General features: G+C 66.0%; 18 protein-coding genes. 6 read left to right on the plus strand and 12 right to left on the minus strand.

What is annotated here, in order from left to right:
* Positions 1-104: 104 nt before the first annotated feature.
* Together dxs and L8K25_RS08235 are read left to right on the plus strand one after the other, a co-directional pair.
* On the plus strand, positions 105-2,030 hold the full coding sequence (gene dxs / locus L8K25_RS08230; RefSeq protein ID WP_242138396.1) for a 1-deoxy-D-xylulose-5-phosphate synthase: 1,926 nt from the start codon (positions 105-107) through the stop codon (positions 2,028-2,030).
* Between the two features lie 191 nt (positions 2,031-2,221).
* Positions 2,222-2,917, plus strand: a complete 696-nt coding sequence (locus tag L8K25_RS08235) for a DUF6629 family protein (RefSeq protein WP_242138397.1) — start codon at positions 2,222-2,224, stop codon at positions 2,915-2,917.
* A gap of 26 nt (positions 2,918-2,943) precedes the next feature.
* Here L8K25_RS08235 and L8K25_RS08240 read toward each other — a convergent pair whose 3' ends face one another.
* From L8K25_RS08240 to L8K25_RS08255, 4 genes are all read right to left on the minus strand, one after another.
* On the minus strand, positions 2,944-4,323 hold the full coding sequence (locus L8K25_RS08240) for an ATP-binding protein (protein WP_242138398.1): 1,380 nt from the start codon (positions 4,321-4,323) through the stop codon (positions 2,944-2,946).
* Positions 4,323-5,387, minus strand: a complete 1,065-nt coding sequence (locus L8K25_RS08245; protein ID WP_010218746.1) for a ribonucleotide-diphosphate reductase subunit beta — start codon at positions 5,385-5,387, stop codon at positions 4,323-4,325. Before L8K25_RS08245 ends, L8K25_RS08240 begins: the two co-directional genes overlap by 1 nt.
* A 97-nt stretch (positions 5,388-5,484) precedes the next feature.
* The gene (locus L8K25_RS08250; RefSeq protein WP_242138399.1) at positions 5,485-5,679 is read right to left on the minus strand and encodes a hypothetical protein; all 195 of its coding nucleotides are present in this window, start codon (positions 5,677-5,679) and stop codon (positions 5,485-5,487) included.
* A 2-nt stretch (positions 5,680-5,681) separates the two neighbouring features.
* Positions 5,682-5,981 (minus strand): hypothetical protein, encoded by a 300-nt coding sequence (locus L8K25_RS08255; RefSeq protein ID WP_242138744.1) that lies wholly within the window; start codon positions 5,979-5,981, stop codon positions 5,682-5,684.
* A 77-nt stretch (positions 5,982-6,058) separates the two neighbouring features.
* On the opposite strand from L8K25_RS08255, the gene L8K25_RS08260 reads away from it, so the two are divergent.
* Positions 6,059-6,319, plus strand: coding sequence for a DUF2171 domain-containing protein (locus L8K25_RS08260; RefSeq protein WP_010162063.1), 261 nt, complete (start codon positions 6,059-6,061; stop codon positions 6,317-6,319).
* A 642-nt stretch (positions 6,320-6,961) separates the two neighbouring features.
* Here L8K25_RS08260 and L8K25_RS08265 read toward each other — a convergent pair.
* From L8K25_RS08265 to L8K25_RS08275, 3 genes are read right to left on the minus strand one after another with little or no spacing between them, the layout of a single operon-like run.
* Positions 6,962-8,404 (minus strand): efflux transporter outer membrane subunit, encoded by a 1,443-nt coding sequence (locus L8K25_RS08265; protein ID WP_242138400.1) that lies wholly within the window; start codon positions 8,402-8,404, stop codon positions 6,962-6,964.
* Complete coding sequence (locus L8K25_RS08270; RefSeq protein WP_242138401.1) at positions 8,401-11,589, minus strand: CusA/CzcA family heavy metal efflux RND transporter; 3,189 nt, start codon at positions 11,587-11,589, stop codon at positions 8,401-8,403. The genes L8K25_RS08265 and L8K25_RS08270 overlap by 4 nt, the downstream gene beginning before the upstream one ends.
* A 1-nt stretch (position 11,590) precedes the next feature.
* Positions 11,591-12,847, minus strand: coding sequence for an efflux RND transporter periplasmic adaptor subunit (locus tag L8K25_RS08275; protein WP_242138402.1), 1,257 nt, complete (start codon positions 12,845-12,847; stop codon positions 11,591-11,593).
* A gap of 136 nt (positions 12,848-12,983) precedes the next feature.
* Between L8K25_RS08275 and L8K25_RS08280 the strand changes: the two genes are divergently transcribed.
* Entirely contained in the window at positions 12,984-13,658 is a 675-nt protein-coding gene (locus L8K25_RS08280; RefSeq protein ID WP_242138403.1) for a response regulator transcription factor, read from the plus strand.
* Positions 13,655-15,013, plus strand: coding sequence for a HAMP domain-containing sensor histidine kinase (locus L8K25_RS08285; protein WP_242138404.1), 1,359 nt, complete (start codon positions 13,655-13,657; stop codon positions 15,011-15,013). Before L8K25_RS08280 ends, L8K25_RS08285 begins: the two co-directional genes overlap by 4 nt.
* 62 nt (positions 15,014-15,075) lie before the next feature.
* Here the strand turns inward: L8K25_RS08285 and L8K25_RS08290 are convergent, their stop codons facing one another.
* The 3 genes from L8K25_RS08290 to L8K25_RS08300 form a co-directional block, all read right to left on the minus strand.
* Positions 15,076-15,645: a type 1 glutamine amidotransferase domain-containing protein gene (locus L8K25_RS08290; protein WP_242138405.1), complete on the minus strand. Its 570-nt coding sequence runs from the start codon at positions 15,643-15,645 to the stop codon at positions 15,076-15,078.
* Between the two features lie 46 nt (positions 15,646-15,691).
* Entirely contained in the window at positions 15,692-16,771 is a 1,080-nt protein-coding gene (locus L8K25_RS08295) for a catalase family protein (RefSeq protein WP_242138406.1), read from the minus strand.
* A gap of 67 nt (positions 16,772-16,838) precedes the next feature.
* Positions 16,839-17,960, minus strand: a complete 1,122-nt coding sequence (locus L8K25_RS08300) for an alpha/beta hydrolase (protein ID WP_242138407.1) — start codon at positions 17,958-17,960, stop codon at positions 16,839-16,841.
* A 119-nt stretch (positions 17,961-18,079) separates the two neighbouring features.
* Here L8K25_RS08300 and L8K25_RS08305 point away from each other — a divergent pair, with 119 nt between their 5' ends.
* Positions 18,080-18,838 carry a Crp/Fnr family transcriptional regulator gene (locus tag L8K25_RS08305; RefSeq protein ID WP_242138408.1) on the plus strand — a complete coding sequence of 253 codons (759 nt, stop codon included), beginning with the start codon at positions 18,080-18,082 and terminating at the stop codon, positions 18,836-18,838.
* Between the two features lie 75 nt (positions 18,839-18,913).
* Here the strand turns inward: L8K25_RS08305 and L8K25_RS08310 are convergent, their stop codons facing one another.
* Both L8K25_RS08310 and L8K25_RS08315 read right to left on the minus strand, forming a co-directional pair.
* A complete protein-coding gene (locus tag L8K25_RS08310) occupies positions 18,914-20,857 on the minus strand; it encodes a ribonucleoside-diphosphate reductase subunit alpha (protein WP_242138409.1) in 1,944 nt (647 codons plus the stop codon).
* Positions 20,858-21,269: 412 nt separating this feature from the next.
* The gene (locus L8K25_RS08315) at positions 21,270-22,667 is read right to left on the minus strand and encodes a HAMP domain-containing sensor histidine kinase (protein WP_242138410.1); all 1,398 of its coding nucleotides are present in this window, start codon (positions 22,665-22,667) and stop codon (positions 21,270-21,272) included.
* Positions 22,668-22,727 lie beyond the last annotated feature (60 nt).

Consider the following 22,727-nt stretch of genomic DNA (forward strand, 5'->3'; position numbering starts at 1 on the left):
TCCTTGTCGTGCGCGATTGCAACGCGCGTCAAGAAAATGTCGCGATATGACAGAAGCGATCTGGAGCAATCGACAGCGTGCGGCAGCGGCGCTAAACAGGTCCGATGGTTGACTCTCATAAGACACCGTTGCTCGATACGGTCAATGTTCCCGCGGATCTGCGGACCCTCCCTGCCACAGAGTTGCGTGCGCTTGCCGACGAGCTGCGGCAGGAAACGATTGCCGCCGTTGGCGTGACCGGGGGGCACCTCGGTTCGGGGCTCGGCGTGGTCGAGCTGACCGTGGCGATTCACTATGTCTTCGATACGCCGCGCGACCGCCTCGTGTGGGACGTCGGGCATCAATGCTACCCGCACAAGATCCTCACCGGGCGTCGCGACCGGATCCGCACGCTGCGCATGGGCGGTGGCCTGTCCGGCTTCACCAAGCGCTCCGAGAGCGAATATGACCCGTTCGGCGCGGCGCATAGCTCGACCTCGATCTCGGCGTCGCTCGGTTTCGCGATCGCCAACAAGATCGCGGACAAGCCCGGCAAGGCGATCGCGGTGATCGGCGACGGCGCGATGTCCGCGGGCATGGCGTATGAAGCGATGAACAATGCGGCGCAGGCGGGCAACCGGCTGGTCGTGATCCTCAACGACAACGACATGTCGATCGCGCCGCCGGTCGGCGGGCTTTCGGCCTACCTTTCGCGCATCGTGTCGAGCCGCGAGTTCCTGGGTTTTCGCGAACTCGCCAAGCGGCTCGCCAAGAAGCTGCCGCGGCCGTTCGCGTCGAGCCTCAGCAAGGCGGACGAATTCGCGCGCGGGCTCGCCATGGGCGGCACGCTGTTCGAGGAACTCGGCTTCTATTACGTCGGCCCGATCGACGGGCATAATCTCGAGCAGCTGATCCCGGTGCTCGAGAATGTCCGCGATGCGGAAGAAGGCCCGATCCTCGTCCATGTCGTGACCAAGAAGGGCAAGGGCTATGCCCCAGCCGAGGCAGCGGCGGACAAGTATCACGGCGTCCAGAAGTTCGACGTCATCTCAGGCGTCCAGACCAAGGCCCCCCCGGGGCCGCCGCAGTACCAGAACGTGTTCGGCGCGCAGCTCCTCAAGGAAGCCGAGAGCGACCCGACGATCTGCGCGATCACCGCGGCGATGCCGTCGGGGACCGGGCTCGACGGTTTCTCCAAGGCCTATCCCGACCGGTTCTTCGACGTCGGCATCGCCGAGCAGCATGCGGTCACCTTTGCGGCGGGCCTCGCCGCGCAGGGGATGCGGCCGTTCTGTGCGATCTATTCGACCTTCCTCCAGCGCGCCTACGATCAGGTCGTCCACGACGTCTGCATCCAGAACCTGCCCGTCCGCTTCGCGATCGACCGCGCCGGGCTGGTCGGCGCGGATGGCGCGACGCATGCCGGGTCGTTCGACGTGACCTATCTCGCGACGCTCCCCAACATGGTGGTGATGGCACCGTCGGACGAAGCCGAGCTGGTCCACATGACGCACACCGCGGCGTTGCACGACAGCGGGCCGATCGCAGTGCGCTATCCGCGCGGCAACGGCACGGGCGTGGCGATGCCCGAGGTCGCCGAGCGGCTCGAGATCGGCAAGGGGCGGATCGTCCGGCAGGGGCACAAGGTTGCGATCATGGCGCTGGGGACTCGGCTCGGCGAGGCGTTGAAGGCGGCGGATGCTTTGGAAGCCAAGGGGTTGTCGACCACGGTCGCCGATCTGCGCTTCGCCAAGCCGCTCGACGAGGAACTGATCCGCAAGTTGCTGACCACGCATGAGGTCGCGGTAACGATTGAGGAATCCGCGGTCGGGGGCCTGGGCGCGCATGTGCTGACCTTCGCGAGCGACACCGGGCTGATCGACGCGGGGCTCAAGCTGCGCACGCTGCGCTTGCCGGATGTGTTCCAGGACCAGGACAAGCCCGAGGCGCAATATGCCGAGGCGGGTCTGGATGCGGATGCGATCGTCGAGACGGTGCTGAAGGCGCTGCGGCATAATTCGGGCGGCGTGGTCGAGGGCGCGCGGGCGTAGGGTTACACGTAAGCCCCTCCCCTTCAGGGGAGGGGTTGGGGGTGGGGAAGTGCCTCGCAGAGAGCAGGGTTCTGCTGGACTGCCCCACCCCAACCCCTCCCCCGAGGGGGAGGGGCTATAAGGTCGCCCTTCCCACCCACCCCAAATCCCCCCACACAGGCCCCGGCGGCTCCGCGCCCGAGGGACCGACCATGTGCTTCTCCGCCACCGCCAGCTTCACCGCTTCGGCCGTGCTCGCCACGATCGGCGTCGCCACGTTGCGCCACGTCCGCGAACCGCGCGCGCTGCTGTTCGCGAGCGTGCCCTTGCTGTTCGCGTTCCATCAGTTTTCGGAAGGGCTGGTGTGGCTGTCGCTCGAGGGGCGGCTCGGGCGCTACGCGGTCGATCACAGCGTGTTCCTGTTCTCGCTCTACGCGATCGGTATCCTCCCGCTGCTGATGCCGATCGCGGTCGCGCTGATGGAGCCGCCGGGATGGCGTCGGCGTGCGATCCTCGTGCTGACCGGCGTGGGCGCAGTGGTGTTCGCGTGGGACATGGCGGGGCTGGTGATCGCGCCGACCTGCGCGGTGATCGACCAGCATTCGATCGCCTATAGCAACCCGGTGACGAGCCGACTGTGGGTGTCGCTGCTGTACATCGCGTCGACCTGCGGCGCGCTGCTGCTGTCGTCGCACCGTGTCGTGCGCGGCTATGGCGTGCTCAACGTGGTCGGGTTGACGATCGTGCATCTGGTGAAGGGCTATGCCTTCGCCTCGGTGTGGTGCTTCTATGCCGCGGTGCTGAGCGTGGTGCTGTACCGGCAGTTCCACCGGCAGGACATCGATGTCGCAGTGCCCAACGGGACGAGCGGGGTGCGGCGGCCGTTTGTTCTGGCGTGGTTGCGGTGAGGGACGACTAACAAGGGCTCAAGAGGCTATTCACTAGGGAAGTTTGCTCCTTTGCGATAACCAGTCTTTGCCTGTGACCGATTTGGTATGCGCTCAATGATGTCTGCTGCCATCATTTTTCGGAAAACATTTTTTACCTTGTTTTCAGATCCAATAAACGTGATCGCTCTGGCCCGAGCATTATTGATTTCGTCATGGTCTTGCAGGTAGCTAATGATGGCTTGCTCTGGTTCCGCCAACTTCTCATGCTTCAACGTCACCAAGACACCATTGTTAATTTGAATGACAACTGGATCTTTAAGCTGTAGTTCGCGCATTGCCTCAAATGCAGTGTTGAGGCCCTCTCCGACATCCTTATTTGGCGCGTCGGGAAACTTATTTGCAAGTCTTACAATCTTTTGATTGCGAGCAAATCGTTCGTCGAGAATATTGTCTACAGTTATATGTGCCGGAAGAGGGCCTGGGCTGTATATTTCAATTCTGTTATCAAATATGCGAACGTGGACGTCATCGTTTATACTATAATCACGGTGGATTACTGCGTTTGTTATGATTTCGTGAATAGCATTTCTTGGATATACGACAGCCTTTAGCCCCGTATCCTTCATAACAGGGATACGTTCCACGGTCTCGACGATTTTATCGACAGCGTCTTTGATTAGAGCCACAGCGCAGCCCTCTATGGTCGCAGGCTGCCCCTCAAGCGTAGCACGCGTCGGTTCGTCCGATGTCTTATAGCGCGATATCTTAATTGCCGCTTTCGGAAGGACAACTTGCGGTTCTTCCAAAAAAAGCATTGCTCCTGCAACCGTCGCTTGGTCGTCCCGAATAACTTTCTGTTTTCGGAGCCAAACTTCCGGGTCTGCTTTTGGTATTATAGACTCTAAAAAGCTTGAGAACGGGTATGATGCAGCAAGTTCAGTCGCAGAGATATCAACCTTCGAATCCTCATACGAGGAGATACCTTTATTAAGCCGTAGTCGCTCCTGTTTTTCAAAAGTTTCTTGCTTTAAGCTTTGCGCTCCTTTTCGAAGATAAATATCTCCTTGGGTATCTTTCCAGATATACTGGTTTTTAAATATCTCGCATGCCAAAACCAATCCGGGATAAGCCTCGCACTTTAAAAACCGATATGAAAACGTCTCTCCCTCGGGAAAGAGGTTTTGTAAAACGGCAATAGTCGAGTTAGCGTCTTCTTGGTTTGGGAAGCCATCCCAACGGCCGCTTGTAACTTGCGGGTCCTCGATACCAACGTAAACCTCTCCGCCCTCGGCGTTTCCGAGAGCGCTCAATGCTTTCGATAACTTTGCCGGCTGAATTCTTTTCGATTTAAAGTCAAAGAAATGACTTTCTTGTCGAGCTAGAATTTCGTCAGCTTCTTTCTTAGTTATGTCAGCACTTTTCATTATTCAGCTGCCACGCCAGCCCGCGAGAACATATCCCCCGCGTCCGAATCCTCGTTCGCCGAGAACAGCTCGACCGGCCCGGCCTTCGCCTTCTGGCGCTTGTCGAACCCGTCCCACACCTCGTTCCAGTTGCCGCGCGTCGCTGCCTTCGAATATTCGGTCGCGCGCTGTTCGAAGAAGTTGGCGTGCTCGACGCCGTTGAGCATCGGCGCGAGCCACGGCAGCGGGTGTTCGTCGATCATGTAGATCGGCTTCATGCCGAGCTGCCCCAGCCGCCAGTCGGCGATGTAGCGGATGTACTTCTTGATTTCCTTGGGCGTCATCCCGTTGACCGGGCCCATCTCGAACGCGAGGTCGATGAAATTGTCCTCGAGCCGGACAGTGTGCTGGCACATGTCGGCAATGTCGTCGCGCACCGACTTGGTCATGCAGTCGCGTTCCGCGCAGAAGGCGTGGAACAGCTTGATGATCCCCTCGCAATGCAGCGATTCGTCCCGGATCGACCAGGTGACGATCTGCCCCATGCCCTTCATCTTGTTGAAGCGCGGGAAGTTCATCAGCATCGCGAACGACGCGAACAGCTGCAGCCCCTCGGTAAAGCCACCGAACATCGCGAGCGTCTTGGCGATGTCCTCGTCCGAATCGACGCCGAACGTCTGCAGGTAATCGTGCTTGTCCTTCATCTCGCTATATTCGAGGAAGGCGCCATACTCGCTCTCGGGCATGCCGATCGTGTCGAGCAGATGGCTGTAGGCGGCGATGTGCACCGTCTCCATATTGCTGAACGCCGCCAGCATCATCTTGATCTCGGTCGGCTTGAAGATGCGGCCGTATTTCTCGTGATAGCAATCCTGCACCTCGACGTCCGCCTGGGTGAAGAAGCGAAAGATCTGCGTCAGCAGGTTGCGCTCATGGTCGCTGAGCTTCTGCGCCCAGTCGCGGCAATCCTCGCCCAAGGGCACTTCCTCGGGCATCCAGTGGATCTGCTGCTGGCGCTTCCAGAAGTCGAACGCCCAGGGGTATTCGAACGGCTTATACTGCTTGCGGGCTTCGGTGAGGGACATGGGGGCTACTCCGGAACAAAAAGGGAAAACAAGGGTGGCATGGGGCAACGCAGAAAGGAAGCGGTGACGGGGTCACGGAGCCAGAAGGGGCGGACCGTCACGCCGCAACGCTCCAGCGCCACATCGCGCTTGCCGACATGATCAGCACGATGCCCAGCGCAAGCGCCATGATCCCGACCATCCGGAACGCATAGACCTTGCCCTCGCCAGCCGGGCGCAGCAGCGCGAGCAGCAGGCCTGCGCCGATCACGGTGAACACCGCCGCTACCACATACATGATCGCGATCGCCATGGTCATCGCCTCACCACTCGCGTGACATAGACCGTGCGCGTGCGGTGCGAGCCGACGCCGAGGAAGACGATCCCGACGAAATAGCCGAAATCATACCAGCCGCCGTCGTTGGGGACGGCGTAGACCGCCACGTCGGGAACGAACAGCGACACCACCCAGGCGACCGGGAAGATGAAGCCGTGCCACACGCCGAGCAAGAAGCCAGGGGCCGCCGGCGCGATCGCGCCCGCTGCCTGGTGCGCGCATCCGCCGAGCAGGAGCGCCGCCGCGATCGCCAGGCCGGCGACGCCGGATCGCGTCATCTTCATGCGATGGCCCTTGCATCGAATCGGTCGGGCGCGCGTTGGGGATCCGCAACCGTAACGAAGGAGCTACCATCATGGTCGACGCATCGCAGATTCAAGAACATGCCGAAGTCATCGGCGCAGACGGCGTCCATGTCGGCACGGTCGACCACGTCGAGGGTGGCCGCATCAAGCTGACCAAGAAGGACTCGGGCGCGCAAGTCAACGAGGGTACCGGCAGCCATGAAGGCCATCATCACTTCATCTCGCTCGGCCTGGTCGCCGATGTCGAGGACGGCAAGGTCCGCCTCAGCGCGAATGCCGACGTCGCCGTGACGTTCGAAGAAGAAAAGTAACGGCGGCTGGCCCGCGCACGCCGCACGGGTCCGCACGAAAAGGGCATCGCTCATGCGGTGCCCTTTTTCTTGCCAGACACGCCGCCCGACACGATCGACGCACGGATGCTCTCGTTCTTGCAGGCGTCGTATCCGTGGGAAGCGGCAGCAGCAGTCACCCCAATATCCTTCGATCTCGGCCGCCTGCCAGATGCCACAAGGGCAGGGGCATCAGCGCGCACGTTTGATGTGCCATCGACAGCAGCAGACACCCGTCCCACAAAACCCGCATCGCATAGCCGGTACGCCGATGCCCGATGCACTTGTCTTCTCCGAATACCGCGCCGTCCGGGCATTACCCGGCGGTTTCCCGCACGCGGGACTCCCCCGGATCGACCGTGTCCCAGACGTATCGGATCGTACCGTGCTGCGCCACCGCTAACTTATCGAACTGTTCATAAAAGCGCGGTGGATGCGCAACGGGTAGTGTTACCCCGGCACGCGAGATACAAGATCGGCTACCGTCCGATGGGCCGCCGTTCGCGCGCGTCGTGGCCATGCGGCATTGCCGGGCCGGTTGCGGGCGAGGCAGGGCGCGGGCATGCGACCGCCTTCGGCCGTGCCCGGCCGTACCTGGTCTGGGTCATCGACGGATGACGCGCTTCAGTGCGACTGTCGCGTAGCGTCCTCGACCGTCACACCGCCGCCGACCGCCTGATATAGCGCGACCGTATCCGCCAGCCGGGCGGCGCGCGCCTGGAGCAGCAATGCGGTCGATTGTGCGCTCGCGGTCGTCGCGTTGAAGACGGTCAGCGTGCCAACCCCGCCCAGCGACAGCTGGCGACGGGTGAAGACGAGGTTCTGCGTCGCCGCGTCGTTCGCGCGAGTCGCCGCATCGAGCGCGGCGGCATCGGTGCGCAGCCCGGACAGGCTGTCCGCGACGTCCGCGAATGCCTGCAGCGCGGCACTGCGATATTGCGCCTTGGCGCCGTCCAGCGCCGCCTCGGCCGCGCGCTGTTGCCCGCGCAGCGCGCCGGCGTGGAAGATCGGCTGCGTCACCCCGCCGATCAACGCCCAGAACGGATTGCCGCTGGCGAACAACCCGCCGAAATCCACCGCGTTGCTACCCCCGGTCGCGGTCAGCAAGATATTGGGCAGCCGTGCCGCGATCGCGACGCCGAGATCGGCGCCGGCGCCGCGCATCTGCGCTTCGGCTGCGCGAACGTCGGGGCGCGCGGCGACGATCTGCGCGGGCAGGCCGACCGGCAGCGTCGCTGGAAGCGCCAGCGCGTCCAGCCGTGGCAGTTCAGGCAAAGGCGCGCCGGGCGCGACTCCGAGCAGCAGCGCGATCAGGGTCCGCTGATGATCGCGCTGGCGAATCAGCGGGGGCAACGCGGCCTCGGCGGTCGACAGCACGGTCTGTTGCGCGGCGACGTCCGCCGCGCCGATATCCCCCAGCGCCTGGCGGCGTTGCAACAGTTGCAGGATGTCGCGGTTGCCGGAGACGCTGCTGGCGGCGGCGTCGATCTGCGCGGCGAGCGAGGCCTGCTGGATCACCGCGAGGACGAGATTGCTGACCACCGTCGTCCGCGCCGCCAGCAGGCGGTTGGCGGCGACCTCCGCCGCGGCGCGGGCGGAGCGGCTGCGGTTGCGCTGCAGCCCGAACAGGTCGAGCGGATAGGTGACCGAGACCTGCGCGGTATGGAGCGTGTAGAGGTTCTGGTTCTGGTCCGCGAGCGGGCTTTGCAGCGCGTTCGACACGCGTGCGCGCTCGACCTGATAGGAGGCATCGACCTGCGGCTTGCCAGCCGCGGCGGTCACGACCAGCTGCGCGCGGGCCTGCCGGAGCGTGGCGTCGGCGACCGCCAGATCGTTGTTGGCCGCCAGCGCGCGCGCGACCAACGCGTCGAGCGCCGGGTTCCGGAAGGCATGCCACCAGGCTGCGTCGAGGCTTGCCCCCGGCGCGATCGTCTGCGCCGGGCCATGTGTCGGCGCGATCTGCTCGGGCGCTACGGCGGGGGCCATCGACAGCGCGGTGGTCGGATGCTGCGGACCGACCGTGCAGCCGATCAGCAACAACGGCGCAGCGAGCGTGACACGCTTCATGCCGGTTCTCCCTGCGGGATGGCGGGATGCGGGCGGTGCCCGACGTCGCGCCCGTGCGCGCCGCGATCCTCCGGGCCGACGTGGCGCGAGAAACGCCCGATCAGCACCGGCAGCACCAGCAGGATCAGGATCGGCGCGAGCCCCATCCCGCCGACCACGACGAGCGCGAGCGGCTTCTGCACCTGGCTTCCGATGCCCGACGAGACGGCGGCGGGAAGCAGCCCGATCGCAGCCGCAAGGCACGTCATCACGACCGGACGCAGGCTCGTCTGGACGGTGCCCGCGATCGCGGCGTCGCGGTCGAACCCCTGGTCGATATGCTGGTTGAAGGTCGTTACCACCAGAATACCGTCCATCACCGCGATCCCGAACAGCGCGACGAAACCGATCGCCGCCGAGATGCTGAACGCGGTCCCGGTCAGCGCGAGCGCGAGCACACCGCCGATGATCGCCATAGGGATCACGCTGAAGCTGAGCAGCGTGTCACGCACCGAGGAGAAGTTGGCGTAGAGCAGCACCAGGATCAGCGCGAGGCTGATCGGAACGACCACCTCGAGCCGGTTGACCGCGCTCGTCAGGCTGCCGAGCTCGCCCGCCCATTCGAGGCTGTAGCCGGGCGGAAGCGTGACGTTCCTGGCGATCCGCGCCTGCACCTCGTCCACCGTGCCGCCGAGATCGCGCCCGCGGACGCTGAACTTGATCGGGACGTAGCGTTCCTGATGCTCGCGGTAGATGAACGACGCGCCGGTGGTCAGGCGGACCTTGGCGACTTCGGACAGCGGCACCTGGATCGACGCGGTCCCGGTCGGCGACGGCGCGCCGATCGTGATCCGGCGCAGCGCCTCGAGGCTGTCGCGTTGCGCGTCCTTCAATCGCACGACGATCGGGAAGTGCCGGTCGGTCCCCCGCTCGTACAGGTCGCCGCTGCTCTGCCCGCCGATCGACGCCGCGACCGCGGTGTTGATGTCGTCGGGCGTCAGGCCATAGCGTGCCGCCGCGCCGCGATCGATGTCGATCTGGACGGTCGGCTGACCGAGCGAGTTGGAGATGCCGAGATCGGCGACGCCGCGGACCTTGGCCATCTGGTCGCGGATCTGCTCGGCGATATGCTGGAGCGTCGCGAGGTCGGGGCCGAACACCTTGACCGAATTGGCACCCTTCACACCCGACGAGGCTTCCTCGACATTGTCCTGGATATATTGCGAGAATTCAAAGTCGACGCCGGGGAAACGCGCCTGCAACCGGTATTGCAGCTCGGCGGTCAGCGTTTCCTTGGTCACGCCCGCGGGCCATTGGTCGGCGGGCTTGAGCGGCGTGTAGAATTCGGCGTTGAAGAAGCCGGTCGCGTCGGTCCCGTCATCGGGGCGGCCATGCGTCGAGATGACGCGCTGGACCTCGGGATAGGCGGCGATCATGTCGCGGATCGCGTTGACCGACGGCTGCCCCGCCTCGAGCGAGATCGACCCGGGCAGCGACGCGCGGATGTAGAGATTGCCTTCCTCGAGATGCGGAAGGAATTCGATCCCGAGCGAGCGCATCCCCACCAGTGCGGTGACGAGCAACAGCGCCGCACCCCCGAGCGTGACGATCCGGTTCGACAAGGCGAAGGCGGCGGCGGGTTCGTAGATCGCGCGCAGCTTGCGCACGACCCAGGTCTCGACCTCGTCGAGCGAGTCGGGGAGGAGCAAGGCGGACAGCACCGGCGACACGGTGAAGGTCGCGATCAGCCCGCCCGCGATCGCATAGGCATAGGTCTTCGCCATCGGGCCGAAGATGTGCCCCTCGACCCCGGTCAGCGTGAACAAAGGGATGAAGCTCGCGATAATGATCGCGGCGGCGAAGAAGATCCCGCGGCTGACTTCGCTCGATCCGTGCAGGATCGCGGAGAAGCGGCTTGCCGGGGTGGCGTGGCCATGCCCGCTTTCGATCGCGGCGGAACGTTCGACCATGTGGCGGAAGATGTTCTCGACCATGATGACGCTGGCATCCACCACCAGCCCGAAATCGAGCGCGCCGAGCGACAGCAGGTTGGCGGATTCGCCCTGCACCGTCAGGATCAGCACCGCGAACGCCAGCGCGAACGGGATGGTCAGCGCGACGATCACCGCGCTGCGCAGGTTGCCGAGGAACAGCCACTGGAGCACGAAGATCAGCAGGATCCCCTCGACCAGATTGTGCATCACGGTGTGCGTGGTGACACCGATCAGCTCGGAGCGGTCATAGATCCGCTCGAGCTTGACCCCCGGCGGCAGGATGCCGGATGCGTTGATCGTCTCGACCTCTTTCTGGACCGCGTTGATCGTCGGCATCGATTGCGCGCCGCGCTGCATCAGCACGATGCCCATGACGATGTCGTCGTCCGCGCCTTCACCCGCGATGCCGAGCCGCGGGGCATTGCCGATCCGCAGCGTTGCGACGTCCTTGACCAGCACCGGGTTGCCCGCATTGGTCGTGACGAGCGCGTTGCGGATCGCGTCGGTCGACTGGATCAGCCCGACCCCGCGGACGATCGCCGCCTGCGACCCGAAGTTGATCGTCTGCGCGCCGACGTTGCTGTCGCCCTTGCTGATCGCGGCGAGCACCTGCGAGACGGTCACGCCGTGCGCGACCATCCGGTCGTTGTCGACCACCACCTCATAGGTGCGCAACTTGCCGCCCCAGCCGGTCACGTCCGCGACGCCCGGGATGCGCTTGAACCGGCGTTGCAGCACCCAGTCCTGCAACGTCTTGAGGTCCATCACCGAATAGCCCTTGGGCGCGGAGATGCGGTAGCGGTAGATTTCGCCGATCGGGCTGGTGGGGGAGATCTGCGGCTGCGCGCCGCCGGGCAGGTTGCCGAGCTGCGACAGACGCCCGAGCACGCGCTGCTCGGCTTCGGCGAAGGTGTAATCGTAGCTGAACTGGATCCGCACGTCGGACAGGCCGAACAGCGAGATCGAGCGGACCGAGGTGATGTGCGGCACGCCCGCCATCGCGACCTCGACCGGGATCGTGACGTTGCGCTCCATCTCCTCCGCCGAGACGCCGTTGCTCTGCGTCAGCACCTCGACCATCGGCGGGACCGGGTCGGGATAGGCCTCGATGTTGAGATTGTAGAAGGCGATCCCGCCGGCCAGGATCAGCCCGACCAGCATCATGAGCACGAGGATGCGCTGGCGCAGCGCAAAGCCGACGATGCCGTTCACGTCAGAGCCCCGCTTCGTTGACGAATAACGCGCCCGAGGTGACGATCCGGTCGCCCGCCTTCAGGCCAGCGACGATATGGTCGACGCCGTCGGTGCTGTCCGCGACCTGGACCGGGCGTGCGTAGAGATAGCCCTTGGGGCCGGCGACCCAGACGACCGCCTTGTCGCCTTCATGGATCACCGCGTCCGACGGGACGTAGATTCCGGTCGGCGCGCCGCTGCGCCGCTCGATCGTGAAGCTCGCGAACATCTGCGGTTTCAGCGCGCCGTCGTCGTTGCGCACGGTGGCGCGGACGGGGAGGCGGTGCGTCGCGGGGTCGAGTGCTGCGCCGACATTGTCGATCACCGCGTCGAACACCCGGCCCGGATAGGCGGGTGTGGTGACGCGCGCACGGTCGCCGAGATGGACGCTCGCGGCATCGCCTTCGGCAAGCTGCGCGATCAGCCAGACGCGGCTGGCATCCGCGATCGTCATGATCGGCTTGTCGCCGCCCGCGGTGACATATTGGCCCGGCGCGACGTCGCGGGTCGCGACCACGCCCGACGCCGGCGCGCGGTAAACGGTCTGCGCCGAGATCGAATCGCCGCCCGTTTGCAGCCCGCGGATTTCGGTCGCGCCCTTGCCGAGCAGCGACAATTTGTCGCGAGTCGCGGCGAGCGCGGCGTCGGCCGAGCGCAGCGCGGACTGCGCCGTTACCAGGTCGCTTTGCGCCTGGCGGTAATCCTTCAGCGCGCCGCCTGCGGTCTGGTAGATCGCGGCCTGGCGGGTCGCGGTGTCCTGCGCGATGCGGACCTGCGCGGCGGCGGTCGCGCGCTGCGCGCTGGCGGTCAGGAACTGGTCGCGCGCCTCGACGAAATCGGGCGATGCGATGCGCAGCAGCGGCTGGCCTCGCGTGACTTTCTGCCCGGCCTGAACGAACACCGCGGCGACCTGACCCGAGAAGGGGAGCAGGATGGGCGTGCTGCTGTCGCCATTGACCGCGATCGTGCCGGTTGCCTGAATCCCGCCCATCGTCGACCCGTCGCGCACGACCGTCAGCTTCATTCCGGCAAGCTGCTCCTTCGTCGGGGCAAAGGCGCCCGGCGGCGTCTTCTCGGTCACCGGTTCGGCCGGCTTGGTCGCCGCGCCGATGATCGCGATGACGATGAAGATCGCTACGATAAGCGCTGCGGCGATCGCCAGCAGCCGGAGTTGGGCACGTCGGTCCAGCCGCTTGGTCTGTGGCAAGGCGATAGTGTGGTCGGTCGTCGCCGTCATCTCGGTCTCGAACTCGCTTGCGGGGCTGATGGAGCCGGCGCACTAGGCGGCTAGGCTTACAGCAGGCTTACAGACCTATTTCTGGCCCGAGGGTTTTGCCAAGAGGGTTTTCGCTCAAGCAGGTTCGGACGGGTCGATGCGGTTGTTGTTGGTGGAGGATGACCGGGAACTGGCCGAGGCGCTGGCGGCGGCACTCGCGCGGCGCGGCATGTCGAGCGATCACGCCGCGACCGCCGACGACGCGCTGCTGATGCTGGGGGCCGCACGCTACAGTGCGGTGGTGCTCGATCTCGGCCTGCCGGATGCCGACGGGCTGGACGTGCTGCGCACCCTGCGATCGCGGCAGGACCCGGTGCCGGTCGTCATCCTGACCGCGCGCGGCGATACGGCGGCGCGGATCGGCGGTCTCGACCATGGCGCCGACGACTATCTCGCCAAGCCGTTCGACGTCGAGGAACTGGTCGCGCGGTTGCGCGCGGTGTTGCGGCGACAGGGTGGCTTCGCGGGCGCCGAGCTGACGGTCGGCAACGTGCGATTCGACTCCGTCGCACGCGAACTGACGGTCGAGGGGCGCGGGGTCACGCTGTCCGCGCGCGAGCTCGAACTGGTCGACCTGTTGCTCAAGCGGCCCGGCCGCGTCGTGGTCAAGGCGCTGATCGAGGACCAGCTGTTCGGCTTGTCCGAAACGCTCGGGTCGAATGCGGTCGAAGTCTATGTCCATCGGCTGCGGCGCAAGTTGGAACAGGCGGGGGCGAGCGTGGTGATCGAGACGATTCGGGGCGTAGGCTATATGCTGCGCGCGGCGGCATGAGGTTCGGCTGGCCGCGCTCGCTGATCGCGCGGATCCTGTTGCTGGAAGGGGTGGCGATCCTGTGCGCGGCGATCCTCATCCCGCTGCTGACCGGGTCGGTGCTGCAACGGACCAAGGCGATCTACCAGGAGAAACTGCTGGTCGCGCAGGCGCAGAGCATCGCCGCCGAACTGACCCAGGCGCGGTCCGACGCCGGGCACCTGCTGCTCCCCCCCGCGCTCGAGGCCTTGTATGCGAGCACCTATGACGGCCGCGCCTTCGCGATCGTGGCGGCGACCGGACGAGCGGTCGCGTTCAGCCGCCACGCGGGCGGCGTTCCCTGGCAAGCGGTCCCGCGCGGCCGGACGGCGCGATCGCTGTGGCGGGCGGGCTATGTAATCGTCAGCGTGCCCGTGCGCCTGTCCGGCGCAACGCTGTGGATCCTGGTGTCGCAGGACGAGACGCGCCCGGGCGCCATCACCGACGACATCACCCGCGCGTTCCTGACGCGCTACCTGGCGCTGCTCCTGCCGATCCTGCTGCTGCTGCCGGTGGTCAACAGCGTGCTGATCGCCCGGCTGGTGCGGTCCGTCCGGCAGGTATCGGATCGCGCGGCGGCGATCGGGCCGCGCAGCCTGCACGTCCGCCTGGCCGATACGGGCCTGCCGACCGAGGTCCGCCCGCTGGTCGATGCGACCAACGGGCTGGTCGAGCGGCTCGAGCAAAGCTTCGCCGCGCAGGCCGAGTTCGTCGGCAACGTCGTCCACGAACTGCGCACGCCGCTCGCCACGCTGCGGGTGCGGCTTGACGCCGTCGCGGACGACACGCTGCGGGCGGCGTTGCTGGCGCAGGCGGATCGCATGTCGCACGTCGTGTCGCAGTTGCGCGACTTGGCGCGGCTCGATTCGATTGCGGACGAGGATCTGGTCGCGGTCGACCTGGTCGCGCTGGCTCGCGACACGCTGGCCCAGGCCGCGCCGATGGCACTGGCCAGCGGGCATCCGGTCGCGTTCGTGGCCCCCGACGCGCCGGTCCGGGTTCGCGGTAATCGCGTGCTGCTCGACATTGCGCTGACCAACCTGCTGTCCAATGCGGTGCGGCACACCGCCGCCGGAACGGCGATCGAGGTTGCGGTGTGCGCGAATGGCGCGCTCGTCGTGACCGATCGAGGCCCGGGGATCACGGTATCTGATCGCAGCTTGCTGACGCAGCGCTTCTGGCGGGCCGATCACCTGCGCTCGGACAGTGCCGGGATCGGGCTATCGATCGTCCAGCGGATCGTCGACCTGCATGACGGGCGGATCGAGATCGGCGACGGCGCGGATGGCGGCGCACGCTTTGCGTTGCTGCTGCCGCTGATGCCGGCCGGCGTATGACGGCATAGCAGCGCTAGGGGATCCCGGGAACGGTTGCGACCGTCCCCGGGACCCGTGCGGGTTCAGGCGCTGGCCGCCTGCTCGGCATGCTTGCCCTCGGCGAATTCCTCGACGAGCTTGGCGCAGAAAGCGGGCAGATCGTCCGGGGTGCGGCTGGTGATCAGCCCCTTGTCGACGACGACCTCCTGATCGACCCATGTCCCGCCGGCGTTGCGAATGTCGGTCTGCAGCGTCGGGAAGGAGGTTACCGTCCGGCCTTTCAGCACGTCCGCCTCGACCAGCGTCCAGGGGGCGTGGCAGATGGCAGCAACCGGCTTCGCCTGCGCGAAGAAGGCGTGGACGAACGCGACCACCGCCTTCGATCCGCGCAACGTGTCGGCGCCGACGCTCCCACCCGGGATGATCAGGCCGTCGAACGAGTCCGCCGAAACATCCTCGATCGCCTTGTCGACGCTGAAGGTCGCGCCCGGATCGAGATCATTGTTGACGGACTGCGCGTCGTCGGTCGCCAGGCTGATGACGGTCACGGTGCCGCCGGCCTGCTCTACCGCAGCCTTGGGCTTGGCGAATTCGGGCTCCTCGGTGCCACGCGGCGCGATCAGGATCGCGATGTTCTTGCCTTCCAACGTCATGGTCGTCTCCATTTGCCTGGTCTTGAATGCTATGTTCGGGTTTCGATCAGCCGTCCTGCCCGGTCGGCTCGTGATAGGGGCAGCCGTTGGTGCGCGCGCGGAAGTCGGCGGAATGGCGATAGGTATCGCGCCGCGCCCGGTTGATGTTGCCGAGCGGTTGGTGCGCGGTGATCCCCGTCCACACGCTGAAGCGGGTTTCCTCGTTGATCTTCCGGACGTGCGCATCGCTCCAGCTGTCCTGTGGTGCTGCGCGGACCGTGCCGACGCGAATGAACGGCGTGTCCGCCTCGTCCCACAGCACGGTCGCATCCTCGACCGGTTGCGCATCGAGATCGCGGCAGAGCTGCACGCGGAATTCCCATTCCGCGCTGATGTCGCGCATTTCCTTCTGCACTTCCTCGCGGATCGCATTCTCACGCCCGTCGATGGTGATTTCCTTGCCGGTCAGCATGGTCATCGCCGGCGCGACGGGGGCCAAGCTGAACTTGGCGACATAGTCACCGAAGCGGAAGGCGGTCGCGCTGTAATAGGTCTCGCCGAGCGGCTCGACATTGGGCGCGCCGCCCATGGAATTGACCGCTGCCGGCGCCTCCGCACCGACCGCCTCGAACGCGTGACGAACGCCGCGCAACGCCGCTGAAACCACCTTCTTGGTGCCCTCCAGCCGATCGGTCGTCTTGGCGAGCAGCTGGAGGTTGCCGAGGAATTTCTTGGCGGTCTTGGCGGCGAAGACCGGACCGTTGACCATCACGAAATCCTGCGCGGTCCCTTCGGATCCCGGCAGCCGTTCGCCCGCGACGTCGAACACCTTCATCGCCATGCCGCGCGGCAGGCTGATCACGTCGGGCAGGATATCGCCCGCGTTGGTCGACATGCGCAACAGCACCTTGTGCTTGCCCGGCGATGCGAACAGGCCCTGCGCCAGTTCGGGCGGAAGGTTCCCGTCGATCTCCAGCTCGCCCTCCAGCAGGCCGTGCGACTTGGCGTGGACCGAGCGAACGGCATGGCCATAATCCTCGGCGGTCCGCTCCAGGATGATGTCGAACGCTTCGTTCAGGCCGGCGACCGTCTCGGTCTCGTCGGGCTGCACGGTTTCCACGGCGGGGCTGTAGCGGATCGGGGACATTGCAAATACTCCTTGCAGGGCAGACAAATCGGCAGGGGTGGAGCGTGCCACCCCTGCCTGAACGCGCTCAACGCGCGCGTGGGGCCATGGCGAACGCCGTTTTCAGGCGCGCGACCGCCAGGTCATTGGCATCCCTGGCACCGTGGACGACCGCCGCCATGCCGAAGAACTCATGCGTCACGCCCGGGAAGGTGCGCTGCTCGACCGTGTCGCCAGCCGCGCGCATCGCGGACGCCAGCGTCTCACCGTCCGAACGAAGCGGGTCGATCTGCGCGTTGATGATCGTCGTCGGCGGCAAGCCCCGCAAATTGGCCTTGACCAGATTGAGCCGCGGATCCTGCGCATCCGCCGGGGTCGCCTGATAGTAATGGCCGAACCACTTGAGCATCGCTGCGTTGAGCGGCTTGGCGTTCGCCGAATCGCGCCGCGACGGCAGCGTCATGCTGCTGTTCGCGATCGGATAGACCGAGACGATGTGGAGCGGCGCGGTGAGGTGGTTGTCGCGGGCATAGATGGCGGTCGCGACCGCAAGGTTGCCGCCCGCGCTTTCGCCGGCGACCGCGATCTTCCTAGGGTCACCGCCCCACGATGCCGCGTTCTGCAACGTCCAGCGATAGGCGGCCGCGGCGTCGTCATGCTGCGCGGGGAATTTGAATTCGGGCGCGTGGCGATATTCGACCGACACGACGATCGCGTTGAGCGCCTTGGCCATCGCACGCGGGGCGGCATCGTAGGTCGCGACATCGGCGATCACCCAGCCACCGCCGTGATAATAGACCACGACCGGCAACGGGCGACCGGCCGGTGCGGCGGCGGGCTTGTAGATCCGCGCGAACTGCATCGCATCCGCGCCATAAGGCACATCCTGCGTCGACACGCTTGCGTCCGGCGTGGTAGGCATGCCGCGCTTCGCCATCACTGCCTTCGCGCCGTCCGCGGCGGACGGTTGCTGCCGCGCCTCGGCGGGCGTCAGCGTCTCGATCGGCTTTCCGCCAAGCGACGCGAGCGCATCGAGCACGGTCTGCATGTCCGGCGCGGCCTTGGGTGGCTGGACCCGGGTCGGTGCGGGCGGCGGGGGCGGCGGCGCGGTGATCGCGCGGGGCGACTGGGCCGACAGCGGGCTCAATGCAATCGCCAGGGTGCTCGCGACCGCCCCGTGGGACAGGGCGCGCTTCAACGAATAGGTCATGGGTTCTCCTGTATCTTCGGAGGCAGCAACCCCTACGCACCCGTGGTTGTTTCTGTACGGAACCGAACAGAGAGCGGATTGGCGGTATGGCGGGAAGCCTTTTATGGAATGGCATGGATGTGAACACCGCCACCCCAGATCCGATCGAGCGCGTCGTACCGATTACGCGGGCGCAAACCCGCAACCGGCTGCTGAGCCGCCTGGACGATGCGGATTTCGCGCTGCTCCAGCCACATCTCGTGCGCGTGCCGTTCGCGGTCGGCGAGGTGATCCTGCGCGCGGGCGACGCCGTCGAGAGCTTCTGCTTTCTCGAGGCGGGCATCGCGGGGGTGCTCGACGCGCTGGAAGGGGAGCGGTGTTATGCGGTCGGGCTGGTCGGCGCGGAGGGGTTCGTCGGCTGGCCGCCGCTGCTGGGCGACGATCGCTCGCCGTATGACGTCGTGATGCGCGCCGAACACGGCGAGGCACTGCGGATTCCGGCGGACGTGCTGCTGGCGGCGGCCGCGCGGAGCGAAACGCTGCGGGTGACGCTGTTACGCTTCGTCCAGGTCTTCATGATCCAGATGGGCCGGACGATCGTCTCGGCGCTGGCGCATCCGGTCGAGCGGCGGCTGGCCCGCTGGATCCTGCTCTATCACGACCGCGTCTGCGAGGACGATATCAGCATGACGCACGAGGAGTTTCGGCTGATGCTCGGCGTGCGCCGCAGCAGCGTCACCGACGCGCTCCACCGGCTGGAGGAACAACAGGCGATCCGCGCGGTGCGCGGGCGGGTGATCGTGCGCGACCGCGCCACGCTGATCGCGCTGGCCGGGGACACCTATGGCGGCCCCGAGCACCACTATCGTCGGTTGCTCGGTGAGGAACGGTCGCGCTGACCCTGGAGGGCGACCGCGCTCAGGCCGCAAAATGGGGGGCACGCCGTCGCCGTCGACGGTCGTGCCCGGCATGGTTTACTGGCAGGCGAGACACTCGTCGTAATCGGTCGTCTCGAACTCGTATTGCGGCTTCTCGATCGTGTTGTCGTTCTCGACCCCGCCGGCGAACCCGGCGCGCTGCACCGACTTGGAGCGGAGGTAATAGAGCGACTTGATCCCCAATTCCCACGCGCGGAAGTGGAGCATCAGCAGGTCCCACTTCTCGACGTCGGCCGGGATGAACAGGTTGAGCGAGGTCGACTGGTCGATATAGGGCGTGCGGTCCGCCTGGAGCTCGAGCAGCCAGCGCTGATCGATCTCGAAGCTGGTCTTGAAGCAGTCCTTTTCCTCGACGTCGAGGAAGTCGAGATGCTGGACCGACCCGCCCTGCTCGAGGATCGAGTTCCAGATCGCGTCGCTGTTCTTCGACTTGGCGATCAGCAGCTTCTCGAGATACGGATTCTTGATCGAGAACGAGCCGCTGAGCGTCTTGTGGGTGTAGATGTTCGCCGGGATCGGCTCGATACACGCCGAGGTGCCGCCGCAGATGATGCTGATCGACGCGGTCGGCGCGATCGCCATCTTGCAGCTGAACCGCTCCATCACGCCGCGGTCCGCGGCGTCGGGGCAGGGCCCGCGCTCGACCGCGAGGTGCATCGACGCTTCGTCGACCTGCGCCTTGATGTGCTTGAACATGCGGAGATTCCACGACTTGGCCATCGCGCCCTCGAACGCCAACCCACGCGCCTGGAGGAAGGAGTGATAGCCCATCACGCCCAGGCCGACCGACCGCTCGCGCATCGCCGAATAGGCGGCGCGCTCCATGCCGGGTTCGGCGCGGTCGATGAAGTCCTGCAGGACATTGTCGAGGAAGCGCATGACGTCCTCGATGAACCCCTTGTCGTCCTTCCACTGGTCCCACGTCTCGAGGTTGAGCGACGACAGGCAGCACACCGCGGTGCGCTCGTTACCGAGATGGTCGGTGCCGGTCGGCAGCGTGATCTCGCTGCACAGGTTGGACGTCGACACCTTGAGCCCGAGCTCGCGGTGGTGGCGCGGCATGCCCTTGTTCACGTGATCCGCGAAGACGATGTACGGCTCGCCGGTGGCAAGGCGCGTCTCGACCAGCTTCTGGAACAGCGAGCGCGCATCGACCGTCGCGCGCGCCGAGCCGTCCTTGGGGCTGACCAAAGTCCATTCGCTGCCCTCGCGGACCGCTTCCATGAACGCGTCGGTGATCAGCACGCCGTGGTGGAGGTTGAGCGCCTTGCGGTTGAAATCGCCCGAGGGTTTGCGGATCTCGAGGAATTCCTCGATCTCGGGGTGCGACACGTCGAGATAGCAGGCGGCCGAACCACGGCGCAGCGAGCCCTGGCTGATCGCGAGCGTGAGCGAATCCATCACGCGGACGAACGGGATGATGCCCGAGGTCTTGCCGTTGAGGCCGACCGGCTCGCCGATCCCGCGGACGTTGCCCCAATAGGTGCCGATCCCGCCGCCGCGCGAGGCGAGCCAGACGTTCTCGTTCCACGTATCGACGATCCCGCCGAGGCTGTCGGGGACCGAGTTGAGGAAGCACGAGATCGGCAGGCCGCGCCCGGTCCCGCCGTTCGACAGAACGGGGGTCGCAGGCATGAACCACAGCCGCGAGATATAGCCATACAACCGCTGCGCATGCGCTTCGTTGTCGGCATAGGCCGAGGCCACGCGGACGAACAGGTCCTGGAACGTCTCGCCCGGGAGCAGGTAGCGGTCGCGCAGCGTCTCCTTGCCGAAATCGGTCAGCAGCGCGTCACGCGAGTGATCGACCTCGACCGGATACAGCTGCACGTGGACTTCCTTAGAATCCCCACGCGCTTCGAGCTTGCGGTCGGCACCGTTGCGGTCGGCCGCATTCGGTGCCTGGGCGCTCGTCGCGAGCGCTTCGATCGTGTCGGTTGCCATATCCGTCTTCACTTCCTCGGTATCCCGAAAATCCATTGTCCCGCCCCTGGTTACGTCTCAAAGTCACAGGATCGGACACGACATTCGTTCCCGATCCGTTCGATCTTCGTTCGACTCGGGGGACGAGCCCCCTTGCTAGCATTTCAGGGGCGATCGGCGAGACCAAAAAGCAGCCCTGCAAGCATCTACGATGCCGGTCCGGCCGTCTGTACGATATAGGGTCGTACGCTTCGCTCTACCAGTTCTTGGGTTCGCCCCCGAACCTTACCCCTACAGATTGTGCCGATCGCGTCCACGACGCAATATCCTAAATGACAGTTCGGGGACTCGGTTCGTCGCTATTTTCCAGCGGTTGGCGAGCGTCGAATGTGACCGATGGCCAGCGACGCGCGGTCAAAGCTGGCGTTGCGGAAAGGCAAGAGGCCGAACAGGGAACGTGACATTTATTTCATGCCGGATCGGCGAAGCCGACCGGGAGCGTGACGTGGACCGCGAGCCCCCCGATCGTCGCGGTATCGAGCGTCAACGTGCCGCCATACAGATTCGCCAGTTCGGTCGCGATCGACAACCCGAAGCCGTGCCCGTCGCCGCGTTCGTCGAGCCGCTGTCCCGCCGAAAGCGCGGCGGTACGGGTAGCCTCGGGGATGCCCGGGCCGTCATCCTCGATCGTCAGCACGACGAACCGGTCGTCCGCGCCCTGCGTGGCGTGGACGACGATTCGGGCGGCGGCCCAGCGCCAGCCATTGTCGAGCAGGTTGCCGATCAGTTCGTCGAGGTCCTGCCGGTCGACCGCGACCGCGAGCTCCGGATTGATCGCGACGTCGGCGGTAATGCCGCGCTCGGCGTGGATCCGCGCGAGCGCAGCGGCGAGATCCGCGACGACGTCGCTGAGCGAGGTAGCGACGCGCGACGCGACCCCCGGGGTGGCGGCGCGCGCGCGCCCGAGATGATGGCGCACCGCCTGGTCGATCCGCGCGATCTGCGCGCCGAGCGTCCCGTCCGGATCGAGCGGGCGGACCGACAGGGCAAGCGTCGCGAGCGGAGTCTTGAGGCCGTGCGCGAGATTGGCGACATGCCCGCGCGCATTGGCGAGCGCGGCGGCATTCTCGCCGAGCAGCGCGTTGATCTCGCTGGCAAGCGGGGCGAGCTCGCGCGGCTGGTCTTCGGGAATGGCGGTGGCGCGGCCGGTTCGTACCGCCGCGAGGCCCGCGCGCATCCGCCCAAGCGGGGCGAGCCCAACGCGCAGCTGCACCAGCGTCGCCGCGCCCAGTGCGAGCCCCAGCAGCAGCAGCGATCCGAGCAGCGGCGCCATAGCGGCACGCAGCGGCCGGTCGACGATCGCGCGCGGGGCGGAGGCGGTGATGCGCACCTCGCCCGCCGGCGTCGCGAGCGTCAGGCTGCGCGCATGGCGACGGCCGTTGCCGTCGCGCCAGTCCAGCGCGCGGGCGCGGTCCGGATGGCGGTCGGCGGGTCGCAGCGCGTCTGGATTCTCGCCCGGCGGCGGCGGCGGGGGCAACGCGGTCCAGGGCGCGTGCATCGCATCGATATTGGGCGGCGCGGGGGAAGCGATCGTCTTGCCGCCGGCGTCGACCCGCCAGCCCCAGCCGTTCGCGGGATCGTCATAGGGAGCCGCAAGGATCAGGCGGCTGCGATCGATGCGCCCGTCCGGGCCAACCGCCTGCGCCAGGATCGCGATCTGCGAATCCAGCCGGTCGTCAAGGCCCTGCATCACGAACCGGTCGAGCACCGCGCCGATCGTCAGCGCAGCGAAGGCGAGCGCCGCGAGCGTCGCGACGAGCGCGGTGACGAGCAGGCGTCCGTAGAGCGAGCGCGGGAGGAGGGTCACGCGGTTGCTCGGCAGGGGTAGGCGGGTAGGCTTCCCCTCTTCCCGGCGTCACCCTGAACT

This window comes from Sphingomonas sp. TREG-RG-20F-R18-01, from assembly GCF_022662475.1.
In the GTDB taxonomy this organism is placed as follows: Bacteria; Pseudomonadota; Alphaproteobacteria; order Sphingomonadales; family Sphingomonadaceae; genus Sphingomonas.